Origin of the sequence: Mycobacteroides franklinii, from assembly GCF_002013895.1 — a bacterium.
Classification (GTDB): Bacteria; Actinomycetota; Actinomycetes; order Mycobacteriales; family Mycobacteriaceae; genus Mycobacterium; species Mycobacterium franklinii.
This window is the reverse complement of record NZ_MAFQ01000015.1, coordinates 37,959-50,701: the sequence shown is the minus strand read 5'-3', so window position 1 is coordinate 50,701 and position 12,743 is coordinate 37,959. Positions and strand designations below refer to the sequence as shown.

At 63.4% G+C, this 12,743-nt stretch carries 13 protein-coding genes; 12 read left to right on the top strand and 1 reads right to left on the bottom strand.

Annotated elements, in window-relative coordinates:
- The 4 genes from B4393_RS22510 (at position 1) to B4393_RS22495 (ending at position 2,224) form a co-directional block, all read left to right on the top strand.
- The gene (locus B4393_RS22510; protein ID WP_078336051.1) at positions 1 to 279 is read left to right on the top strand and encodes a hypothetical protein; all 279 of its coding nucleotides are present in this window, start codon (positions 1 to 3) and stop codon (positions 277 to 279) included.
- Complete coding sequence (locus B4393_RS22505; protein WP_078336050.1) at positions 269 to 697, top strand: hypothetical protein; 429 nt, start codon at positions 269 to 271, stop codon at positions 695 to 697. The genes B4393_RS22510 and B4393_RS22505 overlap by 11 nt, the downstream gene beginning before the upstream one ends.
- A gap of 85 nt (positions 698 to 782) precedes the next feature.
- A complete protein-coding gene (locus B4393_RS22500; protein WP_078336049.1) occupies positions 783 to 1,634 on the top strand; it encodes a hypothetical protein in 852 nt (283 codons plus the stop codon).
- An 83-nt stretch (positions 1,635 to 1,717) separates the two neighbouring features.
- The gene (locus B4393_RS22495) at positions 1,718 to 2,224 is read left to right on the top strand and encodes a hypothetical protein (RefSeq protein ID WP_078336048.1); all 507 of its coding nucleotides are present in this window, start codon (positions 1,718 to 1,720) and stop codon (positions 2,222 to 2,224) included.
- Here B4393_RS22495 and B4393_RS27680 read toward each other — a convergent pair.
- A complete protein-coding gene (locus tag B4393_RS27680; protein ID WP_157901322.1) occupies positions 2,221 to 2,358 on the bottom strand; it encodes a hypothetical protein in 138 nt (45 codons plus the stop codon). The two genes, B4393_RS22495 and B4393_RS27680, sit on opposite strands and share 4 nt — an antisense overlap.
- A 15-nt stretch (positions 2,359 to 2,373) precedes the next feature.
- Here B4393_RS27680 and B4393_RS22490 point away from each other — a divergent pair, with 15 nt between their 5' ends.
- From B4393_RS22490 to B4393_RS28165, 8 genes are all read left to right on the top strand, one after another.
- A complete protein-coding gene (locus B4393_RS22490; RefSeq protein WP_236743226.1) occupies positions 2,374 to 2,601 on the top strand; it encodes a hypothetical protein in 228 nt (75 codons plus the stop codon).
- Positions 2,602 to 2,604: 3 nt separating this feature from the next.
- Positions 2,605 to 5,742, top strand: a complete 3,138-nt coding sequence (locus B4393_RS22485; RefSeq protein ID WP_078336046.1) for a tape measure protein — start codon at positions 2,605 to 2,607, stop codon at positions 5,740 to 5,742.
- The gene (locus tag B4393_RS22480; protein ID WP_078336045.1) at positions 5,739 to 6,830 is read left to right on the top strand and encodes a hypothetical protein; all 1,092 of its coding nucleotides are present in this window, start codon (positions 5,739 to 5,741) and stop codon (positions 6,828 to 6,830) included. Before B4393_RS22485 ends, B4393_RS22480 begins: the two co-directional genes overlap by 4 nt.
- Positions 6,830 to 8,548, top strand: a complete 1,719-nt coding sequence (locus B4393_RS22475) for a Gp37-like protein (protein WP_078336044.1) — start codon at positions 6,830 to 6,832, stop codon at positions 8,546 to 8,548. Before B4393_RS22480 ends, B4393_RS22475 begins: the two co-directional genes overlap by 1 nt.
- A gap of 66 nt (positions 8,549 to 8,614) precedes the next feature.
- A complete protein-coding gene (locus B4393_RS22470) occupies positions 8,615 to 9,004 on the top strand; it encodes a phage gene 29 protein family protein (protein WP_078336043.1) in 390 nt (129 codons plus the stop codon).
- The gene (locus B4393_RS22465) at positions 9,001 to 10,053 is read left to right on the top strand and encodes a phage tail protein (protein ID WP_078336042.1); all 1,053 of its coding nucleotides are present in this window, start codon (positions 9,001 to 9,003) and stop codon (positions 10,051 to 10,053) included. Before B4393_RS22470 ends, B4393_RS22465 begins: the two co-directional genes overlap by 4 nt.
- Entirely contained in the window at positions 10,053 to 10,334 is a 282-nt protein-coding gene (locus B4393_RS22460; RefSeq protein ID WP_062912516.1) for a hypothetical protein, read from the top strand. Before B4393_RS22465 ends, B4393_RS22460 begins: the two co-directional genes overlap by 1 nt.
- Entirely contained in the window at positions 10,318 to 12,738 is a 2,421-nt protein-coding gene (locus tag B4393_RS28165; protein WP_236743225.1) for a hypothetical protein, read from the top strand. Before B4393_RS22460 ends, B4393_RS28165 begins: the two co-directional genes overlap by 17 nt.
- Positions 12,739 to 12,743 lie beyond the last annotated feature (5 nt).

Here is a 12,743-nt window from a genome sequence, read left to right as displayed (position 1 = left end):
ATGGCCGCGAAGTTCTCCGTCAGCCTGGCCACGATTCGCAAGCTGATGACATCGCCGAACGTCAAGGCCGAAGTCTATGAGCGCGCTCTGCGGTTGGCGGCCAAGGCCAATGAGGTGCCGTCGACCACGTCACCCGAATTCGATGGCCTGTATTACGAGGCAGTCGAGGCGTCCGACGAGAAGCGTGCGCGTTCCCGGGTGAAGACCACCGGCCCGCGCGCGGTCAACCACGAGGCTCGGACGCAGGCACTACTGAGGGCGGCCTCCAGTGGCGGTTGATCTCGTCGAGTTCGACGACCTGACCGCACTCGCGAGAGCGATGGCCCTGCAAGAGCTGGCCGCCCATGGCATCTCGGGCGTGAAGATCAGCTCGCACCAGATCAGCGGCAATCCCTTGCCGAAGCGCTACATCCGCCTGTTCGCACTGCCCGGAACGGAACGGTGCCTGCGCGTGATGACCGCCACCGTGGTCGGTCAGGTGTACGACGAGACTGACGAGATCCGTTGTGCCGAAACGGCGGGCAAGCTTGGGGCGATTCTGCGCGCTGCGCCCAACATCATTCTCGCCAACGATAATCCGATCACCGAGCCGTGTGAGCTGCATGGCCCCTATCCATCGCAAGACCCTGATCTCCCGACCTATTCGCGGTATCAGGTCAATGTCTCCTGGACGGTTCAGTCCAGCGTGACTCAGTAATCACAGTCCAAGGTAACCCCCTCCCGCGCCGCGGCTGGGGGCATTTGTCGTGCCCACTCGGGCGCACTCCCAAGGAGGAAAAACAGTGGCGCACACCAATGTTCGCAACACCGGCGTCTGGGTGCCGAAGGCAACCGGCGGCATCTACCGGTATCCGCTGGGCACCATCTTGCCTACCGACCCGTGGACCCCCCGGCCCGTCATCCCCAACTGGGATCCCCGGCTGGGTGGCGTCTCCGACGAAGGCGTGACCAGCACCACCAAGCGCGACACCGAGAAGAAGAAGGACTGGAATGGCGACAAGGTTCGCTCGGTTCAGAACGGCAAGGACGACACGCTCAAGCTGACGTTCATCGAGCCGAAGAACCCGCGCGTGATGGAGGAGTACTTCGGTAAGGCCAACGTCACCGTCACTGAAGCCACCGCGCAGCACGGCACCCTCATCGCCGCGGTGTCGAACTCGGACATCCTGCCGCACTTCGCCTACATCATCGACACCTTCGATGGTGCCGACCGTAAGCGTCGTTGCCTGCCCGATGCGCAGGTGAGTGAGACCGGCGACGAGGTGTGGCAGTCGAAGGACTGGACCGTGCACCAGCTCACGTACGACCTTTTCCCCGATCTGGCAGGCAACACGTTCTACGACTACACCGAGCGCGACGACAAGCTCATCGAGTCCACGTACACCGTGACCTTGTCGGGCCCGCCGACCGCCGGCACCTTCGACTTCAAGGTCGCGGACCTGGCGGCCGAGATCGCCTACAACTCGACGCAGGCGGCATTCCAGTCGGCCGTGGCCGCGCTGGCGAACGTCAAGTCCGCCACAGTCACCGGCACCGCCGGTGGGCCCTACACGGTCAAGATCACCACCGCCGGCGTGGCGCCCGTCTCCGTCGACGGCACCGACCTGACCGGCGGCACCGTAGCTGTCGCCTAATCCTGTACCCCACCCCGCGCCGTTTACACCTTGGGCGGCGCGGGGTGGTCACACAAAAACCAAGGTGAAACAAGGTGATTGACATGACAAAGAACCAAAACCCGCCAACCCACAAGATTGCCGCCGAGGATGCCGAGACCGTCGTCGAGGAAGCAGAGACCACCGAGGTAACCGAGGCGCAGACCGATACCCCGGAAGCTCCCAAGGATGATGAGCCCGCGGGGCCGCTGCCGGGCGCGGCGGACTACGACTGGTCGGCGCACTACGGTGAAGGCGTCGAGCTGTACCGGCACACGTTCCGTGACGGAACCACGGTGGCGCTGAGGCCTTTCGGCGCGGTGTTCTCCAAGACGCTGCTGTGGAAGCTCAGGCACGCCGAGTCCACGTCCGAAGTCGAGTTTACGACCATCATGCGCGGCGGTTGCCCCGTGGTCGATGTGGTGCTGGACCGGGTAGCTGCGGCTGTACTCGATACCGATGACTACGAGTACGACCCGATCGATGACCTGTTTCAGTCGTGGATGAAGGCGGGCACCAGCACCACCCCCGACGCCGATGACGGTCTGTCACTGGGAAAATCCGCCAGCTAGCCGAGATCACATTCGAGCACATCGACGCCATCGAGCGCGATCTGCTCACCGATCATCTGGTCTTCGACGACCTCGGCTGGCGCGGACTGTGGGCATACGTCACCAAAGCACCTCCGCTGACCGCCATCCACCATGACCGCACCGAAGGCATGTCGATCGAGGCCCAGATTGGCGCGGAGCTGCTCAATGAAATCGCCGAATTGCATTGGCGATACGCCGCAGTCCATTTCAAGGGCCGCGCAGACCTCCCAATACCCGAACGCCTAACGCTGCGAGAGCTGATCCACGGCGTCGAGGAAGTCGAACCGGTCGATTGGGAACCGGCGATCGACACGCTAACATCCCCCGAATTCCGCGCGATGCTGCAAGGAGGCTGATCATTGTCTGAGATCGAAACCTTGTGGATATCCCTCGCGGTATCGGGCAAGAACCTCAAGCGCGACATGGATCGCGAGGTCACCGGGGCCGGCACGCAGGCTGGTAACAAGATCGCCAAGGAGCTCGAAGACGCCGCCGGCAAGGGCGCCAAGCGAGCTGCGCAGCAGATCGATCGGAACCTGGGCAGAAGCCTAGGCGAGAGGACCGGCGCAGCGTTGGGCACCGCGCTCGGCGTGGGGTTGCGTCCGGTCGTCGGGACCGTGCAGCGGCTCGGCGGCGAGGCTGGACGCCAGTGGGTGCAGAAGTTCTCCCAGCAGCTCGCCAACGCAAAAGTCAATGCCCCCAAGGTCAATGCACCGATCAATGTCGATCTGCCAGGTGGCGGATCGAGCAGCAGTGGCGGACTGGCGACGGCCGGCATACTCGGCGCAATCGCGCGTGCTGCTGGCCCTGCCGCAATCGCCCTCGGTGTCACCGGCGTTGCATACAAGACACTTTCGGCGGGATTTGATCGGGCCAAGAGCCTTGACGCCACTCGATTCAAGCTGGAGGCGCTCGGTAACGATGCCACCGCGGTCGCGCAGATCATGCAGGCCGCCCAGGCGTCGGTGAAGGGCACTGCGTTCTCTATGGACGAGGCTGCCTCGACAGCGGCAACCGCAGTCGCTGCTGGGGTCAAGCCGGGCGAGGATCTGGCGAAGTATCTCAATACCGTCGCCGATGCTGCTGCTATCGCGGGTGCCGACCTGGGGGATATGGGCCACATCTTCAATAAGGTGCAGACGTCTGGCAAGGCCATGACCGACGACCTGAACATGCTGGGCGACAGAGGATTGCCGATCTTCGCGTGGCTGCAGAAGGAATACAAGGTCACCGGCGCCGAACTGTCCAAGATGGTCGAGGGCGGAAAGGTCGATGCCGCCACGTTCCAGCGTGTCATCTCCGAGAACGTTGGCGGTGCCGCCAAGAAGATGGGTGGCACTTTCGAGGGCTCGATGAAGAACATGGGCGCGGCCCTGGGCCGGCTCGGCGAGGCGATCATCGCTCCATTCATGGGTAGTGGCACAGATGCGCTCGGACAAATCACGGTCGCCGTCGACAAGCTGTCAGGGTTCGTCAAAGAGCACCAGCCCGAGATCATCCGATTCGCGGCGGCCGTGGGCACGGCGTTCACCTCGATGGCAGGCTCGATTGCACGCGGCCTAGGCGATGGGCTGCGATTCATCGCGAAGTTTGTCGACGGAATCAAAACGGCGTCAAGCGGTATCGGTGGATTCTTCTCGGCGCTCGGACTGACCGATATCGGCGACGCGCTACAGCGTTGGGGTAGTGACCGTAGCGTCAATGACTGGCTGCGCGACACAGCGAAGTCCGTCGACGAATTCGGCGACCGCGCTACCGCGGCATCGGATCGGATCGCCAAGTGGGGCGAAGACACCGCCGAGACCACCAAGATCGTCAATGCACTCGGTGCCGCGGTGCAGGAAGTGCCCGACACTCACGAGATTGTCCTGAAGGACAACTCGCCCGAGCAGATCGCCAAGCTGAATGCCATTGGCTACACCGTTAAGCAGATGCCCGACGGCAAGAACTTGGTGATCCGGGTCGACGACAGCGATGCGGCCGAGCGGATGCGTGCGCTGCGCCAGGAACTCGAAGACCTTGTGAGCCATCCGAAGACGGTCAAGGTCACCACCGAACTGCAACAGCAGAACTTGATCGGAGCGCAGCCTGTAACTCCTACCGCCTCGGCACCTTCGGGTCCGTTCCCGTTCGCCACCAATCTGCTCCCGAGGATGTTCGGCGCAATCGCGATGGCTACCGGTGGACTCCGTCAGATCTCCAAGCCGCAATCGGCCGATATCTACGCCGGCCGGGGCGCGGGGACGATCTTCGCCGAACAGGAAACTGGCGGAGAGGCCTACATTCCGCTGGCGCCATCCAAGCGCACCCGTAGCACCGCGATCCTGCGCGAGGTTGCCCGACGGTTCGGGATCACCAGCTTCGCCGAGGGTGGCATCACCGTCGACGAGCTCAAGGCCATGGCCAGCGGCATCGAAGGGCAGACCTATGGCTGGGGCGCCCCAGCGGGACCCAACTCGGACTGCTCAGGTGCTCAATCGTGGATCGCCAACATGATCAGCGGCGGCACAGGGCGATTCGCAACCATCTCAGAGAGCAGCGCGCTCGCGGCGCGCGGGTTCCAAATGGGAGATCCGCCCCCAGGGGTCTCGGCGTATTGGGTCGGCTGGAAAAACGGCGGCCCGGGTGGAGGGCACACCGCGGGCACCATCGTCGATCCCGAGGGCGGCAACGTCAACGTCGAGATGGGCGGCAAGCGCGGCAACGGCCAGTTCGGCGGGGGCGCGGCGGGCGCTCGCGACTTCCCTAGCCGGGCATGGATCGCGCTGGCCGGCGGTGACAACGGCAAGACCACCGGTGGCGGAGGAGGGGCTTCGACATCGCAGGTGATGTCCGCGCAGTCGTCGGTCCGCCGCACCAAGGCGGCCACGGCCGCGGCGCAGAAGGATCTCGACGACGCGAACGCGGAATTGAATTCGGCACCCGATGACAAGAAGCGCGCGGCGGCCGAGAAGAAACGCGACGGCGCGCAGCGGCGCCTCGACTCGGCGAAGGACCGCCAGGCGGTTGCCGAACAGAAGCTCTCTGAAGTGCTGGATAAGAAGGCCAAGGGCACCGACAAGGAGGCGGGTGGCGCTGGCGATGCCGCTGGCGGCGGAATGGGCCAGGGTCTCGGCCAGGGCATCATCTCCGGGCTCTTCCAAGGCCTCGGTATCGACGGCTCAGTGTTCTCCAATCCCATGGAATGGCCGAACGTCAAATCCGGTATGGCCGCATTGAACTGGGGCCTGAACTACGCACAGAAGTGGGCTGGCGCCGACAACTCGGACCTCCCTGGGGGTGGTGGCGAGCTGAACTTCGGATCCGAGGTCGCAGGCGGCGCGATGGCCGGGCTCGGCGTCAACATCCCCAGCGCGGCGACCGCCGCGACGCAGGCGCCACCACGCGGGGGAGACACCTACAACATCTCGGGCGTCAACCCGACCGACATGTTGAACAAGGTAGACGCGCGCCAGATGGCTGCGCAGCGTCGCAATTTCGGGACGGTGCAGAAATGAGCAAGTGGCTCAAGTACGACCCGATCCTGGATCGCACCGCGGAGCCCTCATTTGCGACGTGGTCCGAAAACGACATGGGCAAGTGGGCGTCTCAGCTCCAATCGAATCAGACCAAGATCGTCTACGTCTCGCCTGACGGGGAGCGGATCTACAACCTTGCCGGCGGGTTCAAGGGAGACCGGGGTGTGATCCTCGCGCCAAAGCTCAAGGGCCACACTGGCGTCGACTTCAACCAGCGGTACTCCTCGGGCCCCTGGATGCTCGGCGAGGAACCGGAGCGCACCGACTACGGCAAGCGCGTGATCCATATGGGCCTGCATTTCGGCCCGCACCTCAACGCCGTCTCCAGATTGCGGTACGTCGATACTGCCGTGGCGCTTCGGCAGATTGAGCAGCAGTGGTGGCGCGACTGGCCCGAGGACTCGGACCTACCCATGGGATTCTGGGGCGAGTTCACCCGCTACGACGGATGGCGCTGGACCCGGGTGCGCAACGGCGAGCCCAACCTCGACGAGGTCGAGATCGACCCACACGCATACGGGAACAACTACGCCTCGGCGGCGATGACGATCCACTCGCCGTTCCCGTTCTACTCCAAGCGCGCCCTGACACGCGAATGGGTCAACGACGCCGCGAACGCGACCATCAACGGACGCAACCACGGAATCCTGCACCTGCCCAACAAGGGCGACTACGAGCAGTGGCCCAAGTTCATCATCGAAGGCGCTGGCGACGTCACCATTTCCGACGGCATTACAGATCGGATCGTGCCGCTGGAGATCCTGCCGCAGGACGGCATGGTGCTGGTGGACACCGACCCATCAGCCAGAACCCTTACTTCCGAACATGATCCGATCGACAATGCGCTGTGGAAGCTGATCCGCAACAGCGAGATCCTTGATTTCATTCTCGGTGACATCACCAACGCCGACGCCGGTATCCCGATCGGGCGCCGTGTTCCGGGCGGGGTGGGGTTCATGTCCCCAATTCCCTCGGAGTCGATGGCCAATATCAAGGTCACCCACACCAATCCCGCCGGCAAGGTCACGATGGTCATGTCGCAGTGGTATCGGCGCGGGGTGGCGTGATGGCCGGCCGGATGATCACCGCGCCAACCGATCCGATCACCAAGTTCCGGCTCCTGGACGGTCGTCGCGAGATGTGGCGGCGCTCGGGGAAGCAAACACCCCTGCTGCGCGTGCTCGACAAGCAGCTCAAGTACCTGGGCACGCTGCACGGACAGGTCCGCAGCGGGGACTGGGAGCGCCTGCTCGACGAAACCGGTGTGGGCAAGATCCGGGTGCGCCGCGCCGACTGGCTAGCCGACCTCATGGCCCGTGGCACCCGCTACACCGAAGACCTCCACCTGGCGATCGACCCCAACCCGAACATCCGATCCTGGAGAACCCGCATCGGGTACCGCATTCAGGCGGTAGTCGCGGTCAAAGACGAAGACGGCACGTACTGGGTCGACCTGGAGCTGATGTCGCTACGTGAGCACGCCAAGCACATCGCGCTGATTCCCACGCCCATCTCGGCCCCCGAATTCCAGCCCATGAAGGCGTGGATCTGGATCCAGAACATTCGGTCAGGTCTGGCGTTCACCACATTCCTGAACCTGTTGCGCACGTACTGGCCATTCCTGGCACTCATCACCTCATGGGCCGATCCGGTGCACTGGCTGACCACCCGCGCCGGAAACCTCTCGCCGCTGCACTGGCCGATTCAAGTCCAGTTCGTCAACCCGATCCTGGACCAGTCGCGAATCGTGCCTATCGCAGCGAAAGCGCAAATGCTGCACGATATTCACGCCCCACTAGGGGATGACACGGGCGTCGCTCTGATCGACTACCTGTGGCTAGAGGAAGACGAGACCAGCCCGCACCCCGAGCTCGCCGCGATCGTGGGGGAGAAGCTGGCGCGCCCCACCCGCAACTGCATCGTGCTGGCCTTCGAAGACAAGTCGGGCGTAACCGGACCCACGGGAACGGCTTTCGATGGCGCGCTCAACGCAATCGGCGCCATCCTCGACGACACGATCACCGAGGTGATCCTGCCACTGGACTCCGACGGCGACGGTCTCACCGACCCGTTCTTCCGGCGGCTGCTCGGCGTCGCACCGGAGAAGCCCTCGCTGGTGTGGAGAGACTGCAAGCACTCAGGCATCATCACCAGCGCGCACAGGATGCAGCGCGGGACCGCCCGCACCATCTGGACCGGCGGCCACAGCCCGACAATTTTGAACCAGGCCATCACGTTTGGCATTCGATACGGGCTCGCGCAGCTCGAGCAAGTCATTCCATATCCGGGTAGTGCGTACCAGCAGCCGGGCAGCTCGGGCCTGGACAACATCTACCAGGGCCAGCTCGACGACGTGTTCTTCTCGTGGCAGAAGATGAGCAATCCCAAGGTCGCGATCTGGCTCAACGACTACGCGCTGATCGATCACGTCGAATCCGGCAACGGCATCGCCTGGGTGGTGTCCAGCGCGCTGACGATCCGCCAGGGCATGAGCAAGACCATGCCCAAGGTGGCCTTCACCATGACCACCCGCGACGGGCACCCCTGGGTGTACGGATTCGACTACCTCATCGGAGACCGCGGACTGTGGGAAGTCGATGCCATCTACTACGTCGACAACATCCGCGGCATGAAGTGGTCGGTCAGCGAAAACTCGCCCATGGCACAAGATCTGACCATCGGCAAGGCCCGCGACCACGACCCCTTTGAGGCGGGCATGAAGGCCCTTGCTGACGGCTGGAACGCCATCGGATCCCTGATCGGCGGCGCGGCAATAGCCGGATAGCCCGTATCACTCTCAACCGCCTCGCCAACTGGCGCCGCGGTCTGTTCGTCATCTCAAGGAGGCCACGTGGAGCCTGGCAAGGAACGCGACCCGAAGGCGCAGGAACTCCTGGACGCCGCGGCGCGTATCACCGACGCTCTGGCGTTCGCGCGCGGACCCCGCGGGGAAGTGATGTACCTGACCGACGACCAGCGCGTGTGCTTCGCATTCCACCTCGCTCGCGCTGGGTGCGATGTGCATCCCGACAAGGCGATCATCAAACGCCGCGCCATCCCGGACCGAGTCGGACAACTGCCGGGAGTAATCGACTGGGTTCCCGTCAATTGGGCCGATGACCCCAGTGCGCCCGAGCCGATCTCAGCTGTAGGGCCCGTGCCCATCCCGCCCGAGCTCCCTGATTTCGACGCCATGAACGCCTGGCACACCAAGCCACGTATCGAAGGAGACTGGTCGTGACGACTCCACTGCCCGGTGCGCCCGTGCACCTCATGGACTGGCTGAACACCATGCATGTGTTCGGCATCGTCTCCGACGGCGAAGTGCCCGGCCTGCGCACCGCCACCTTCGAGGGCGTCGCGAACGACATCGTGGCCACAGTCCCTGTACTCAAAGGCGACACTGGTGAGCCCGGCGCGGCGGCGCCTGCTGTCGATATGCAGATCGACCCCACCATCACCCAGCCGACTCAGCTGCCCACCAACCTGGGCCTGGATGACAAGGGCAAGACCTGGTGGATCGGGGATCTGCTCTACTACTGGACCGGCATCGAGTACGTCACGCACCCAGCCGGATACCCCGGGCGCCCTGGCCCAACACCGCAGATCTCCATCTCCATGGAGCTGCTCGCACCGAGCGAGACCTCCAGCGCGACAATCACTGGCACAGCCCAGAACCCCCACATACATTTCAAGATCGCCGCGCCCCGAGGAATCCCCGGACCGGCCGCCGCGATCCGTCAGGCAACGGACTACAACAACACCCTGCCGCCGACCGATGGCCAAGTGCCCACCTGGGACGAGGAGCAAGGGAAGTGGAAGCCAACTAGCTTCACCGGCAAGCGCAGCGGGGCATTCTCCATCCCAGAGGCCGCGTTCACCAACGTCACCAACATCATCAACGGCCGGATACCAATCCTCTCGTATCAGCTGCCGGTGTGGGAATTCCCGGTGAAGTTGGCGGCGACAGGCAAATTCAAAGCGTTCGGCATTGACCTGAACATCTTGGACCCCTTCAAAATTGGCGCCGAAGTGCGTCTAGGCGATCCCATGAACGGACAGATCATCGGCCGCGGCAAGGGCACCGTCGCGCAAGAAACCACCGTCACCCCCCACTACTCAACACCCGGTGAGCCCACCGTGGCAATGACGATGGACAACGAGATAGCGCTGATCAATGCCGGCCAACAGGCCACCCTGACCGCCAATCTCGTCAACGACGGCCTACTCGGTATGTACGCGTTCAACCGCCAGGACGCACAGCTGTTCGTGCAGTGGTGGGAAGTCTAATGGCATACACCCGTGAGTTGAAAACGGTTGTGCCCGTGCTGGTAGCCGAGCACACCGAAGCTGACGACGAGCAGCTCGTGTGGTTGGTGCGCGAGAGCTTCGAGCGCGAGGCCGCCGCAGAGCACCTAGTGCTGACGCAGTGGCATGACCGCGGAGTCTTGGACCCCTCGGAGGTGTCCCCGCAGACAGAGCGCGAGGTACTGAAGCGGCCTGCCACCGACTTCCACTGGCGGCTGTTCGAGGGGATCGCCGAGAGAGTGGCCAATGCCAGCTTCGTTTGATCTGGGGCCGCCACCGGCGATTTCACACAACCCGGCTCAGCGCCTCGACCCGACGCTGCCACGACTGCCGAAATTCAGTCCATTGCAGGTGTTTCAGCAGTGGATCAAGGGCATCAAGGACGCGACCGGCCTGGACCTTGCAAGCCCGGTGGCCTTCATAGCCAGCCTGGGAGGCCTTCTGCAGGGCGCCATAGGCAAGCTGTTCAATGGCGTGCTGCCAGCTGCCTGGATTGCCGACGTGGCGGCCGACCTGACTTCCGGTGCAGGCGGTTTCACCGACCCGTCGGTGGTAGAGGACAACCCGTACTGGCATTACGACCCGGGCCAGAACGGTCATCTGTCGGGGAAGTCGATATACCTCACTGCCGACGGCCACGCCTACGCGATTAGCGTCAAGGACCCGTTCGACGTCGCCCCCAGGCAGACAATCGACGCTGCGGTGTCTGCGATGTGGCAAGGACTGTCTGCGGTAGCCGGATCAAACCCGATCCGCCTGTGCATCACACCATTCGACGCTAACGGCAACAAGCTGCCCGACATCGTGGTCAAGCAATTGCAGCCGGTCGCAGCCGACTCCGCATGGGTGCGGGCCAGCCTGACCGGATCCTGGACGGTGCCGACCAACGGGTCGGTGAAGTCCGCGACCGTGACCTTGGTGGTTACCGAAGGCGCCACCGCGGGCACTGTGCACTTCTCCAACGTCACCTCGGCGATGTCGAACCTGGGCCCGGTACTCGGGAAGTTCCGCTCATTCTTCGACACGATCGGCGGCCAAGCCAACTCCGACATCGCGCAATTCGAGCAGCGATTCGCCGCAATTACCGCCGACGGAAAGATCACAGCATCGGAGATACTCGGCCTGCTCGGGCTGGGGAACATTCCGACATTGCCACAGACGAAGGTCACTGACCTACCCGATATCAACAGTTGGCTCGATCAACTGCGGCACATACTTTCTGGCGGCGCCATCACTGCCACCGACCCAATCACCCAGGCCATCAAGGACTGGTTTGCCGGGAACAGCAACAAGACTCAAAGTCTTAACAGCTCAGGGCAGCTCGCCGGGTCAGCAATCACAGGCGCCATCTCCGAAGCGCAGACCGGCCTCAACGCGGTGCGCGATGCGATTGCAAATGGACTCGGCGCCGTCGGTTCCGGGTTCACAAACCTGCAGGCACAGAACCAAGCAATCCAAGTCGCGCAGATCGCCGCCCAGGCCGCTGCCGCCGCAGCCGCGGCTAACGCCCAGCTAGCCAAGTCGCAAGGGCAGCAGAACGCGGCCGGCGGTGGCCTGAACTACACCACCGTGTTCGGTGGCGCCGACGGTGCGGCCCTGCCCGTCGAGTTCACCGGCGCTGATCTGAAAGTGCGGGGCAACAACGGGTACGCCGGGATTGCAGCCTCCAGGCCAGACGGCACTTACGTGGTCACCTGCAACAAGCAGTACAGCACCGACGATCAGAGCCTGGCCGTGGTGCTCGGCGATCAGGGTGGATCGCCCAACGTTCCTGAATACCATCTGTTCCACTCGGATTCGGGATACACGGCGGGCGCTTGCCTCAAGATCGACAACGGCAGTGCGACCATCGGCAGCTACACCCGGTCGGGCGCCAGCATCACGTTCACGCCATTCTCGGGCGGGTCTTGGTCGGGAACGCTCGGGCAGGGCTCCCTGGTCGAGGTGCACAACGTCGGCACCACATGGACGCTGAGCATCAACGGCAACCCGGTCCTGCCAGTCACCTCATCGGCAGTAACGTTCGGCGCAACCACCCGATACGGCGGCGGATTCGTCATGCAGCGCGCCACCGTGAACAACGGATGGTTCCAAGGGACCACCACCTACGACAGCTTCCGGGTTGCGGCTATCACGTTGTCGGACTACGTCGAACCCATCTATTTGGGTTCCGGTGCCGTGATGGCCCGCACCAACACCGCGGCGGTGACGGTCGCGACGGGCACGACTGTATTGCCGAGCAGTTTCTATAACGTCGTGCAGGCGGCGACACCGGATATCGCATGCAGCCTGGCAAACGGAACCATGACGGTGTCGTTGAGCGGATGGTATCTGGCGAAACTGTCGACCAAATCGAGCATCAATACAAGCTCGACCAACAGCTCCGGAACGGCAAGCCCGGCGATATTCATCAACAGCACCACCGTGGTGTCGAAACTCGGTATACCGCAGCAGTATTCGAGGTCCAATTCGAGTGACGGAAGCATCGATTTACAGGTGCCCGTGTTGGCGCTGTCCGACTCGTTCGTCATCTACCTCAACGCAGGTGATGTCGTGCGCTGCGGTCAGGTTCTCGGATCTAACGCGACAACTCGGCAGATCACTGGGGACTCTGCGGGCACAGCGACTTACCTATCCCTTTCGCTGCTCAACCGAAGCCAAATATAAAGGGG

Bases quoted from the DNA above. Each gene is read 5' to 3' on its own strand.
- B4393_RS22510 (WP_078336051.1), top strand. From the start codon at position 1: ATGGCCGCGAAGTTCTCCGTCAGCCTGGCCACGATTCGCAAGCTGATG.
- B4393_RS22495 (WP_078336048.1), top strand. From the start codon at position 1,718: ATGACAAAGAACCAAAACCCGCCAACCCACAAGATTGCCGCCGAGGAT.
- B4393_RS27680 (WP_157901322.1), bottom strand. From the start codon at position 2,358: ATGGTGGATGGCGGTCAGCGGAGGTGCTTTGGTGACGTATGCCCACAG.
- B4393_RS22490 (WP_236743226.1), top strand. From the start codon at position 2,374: ATGTCGATCGAGGCCCAGATTGGCGCGGAGCTGCTCAATGAAATCGCC.
- B4393_RS22480 (WP_078336045.1), top strand. From the start codon at position 5,739: ATGAGCAAGTGGCTCAAGTACGACCCGATCCTGGATCGCACCGCGGAG.
- B4393_RS22475 (WP_078336044.1), top strand. From the start codon at position 6,830: ATGGCCGGCCGGATGATCACCGCGCCAACCGATCCGATCACCAAGTTC.
- B4393_RS22460 (WP_062912516.1), top strand. From the start codon at position 10,053: ATGGCATACACCCGTGAGTTGAAAACGGTTGTGCCCGTGCTGGTAGCC.
- B4393_RS28165 (WP_236743225.1), top strand. From the start codon at position 10,318: ATGCCAGCTTCGTTTGATCTGGGGCCGCCACCGGCGATTTCACACAAC.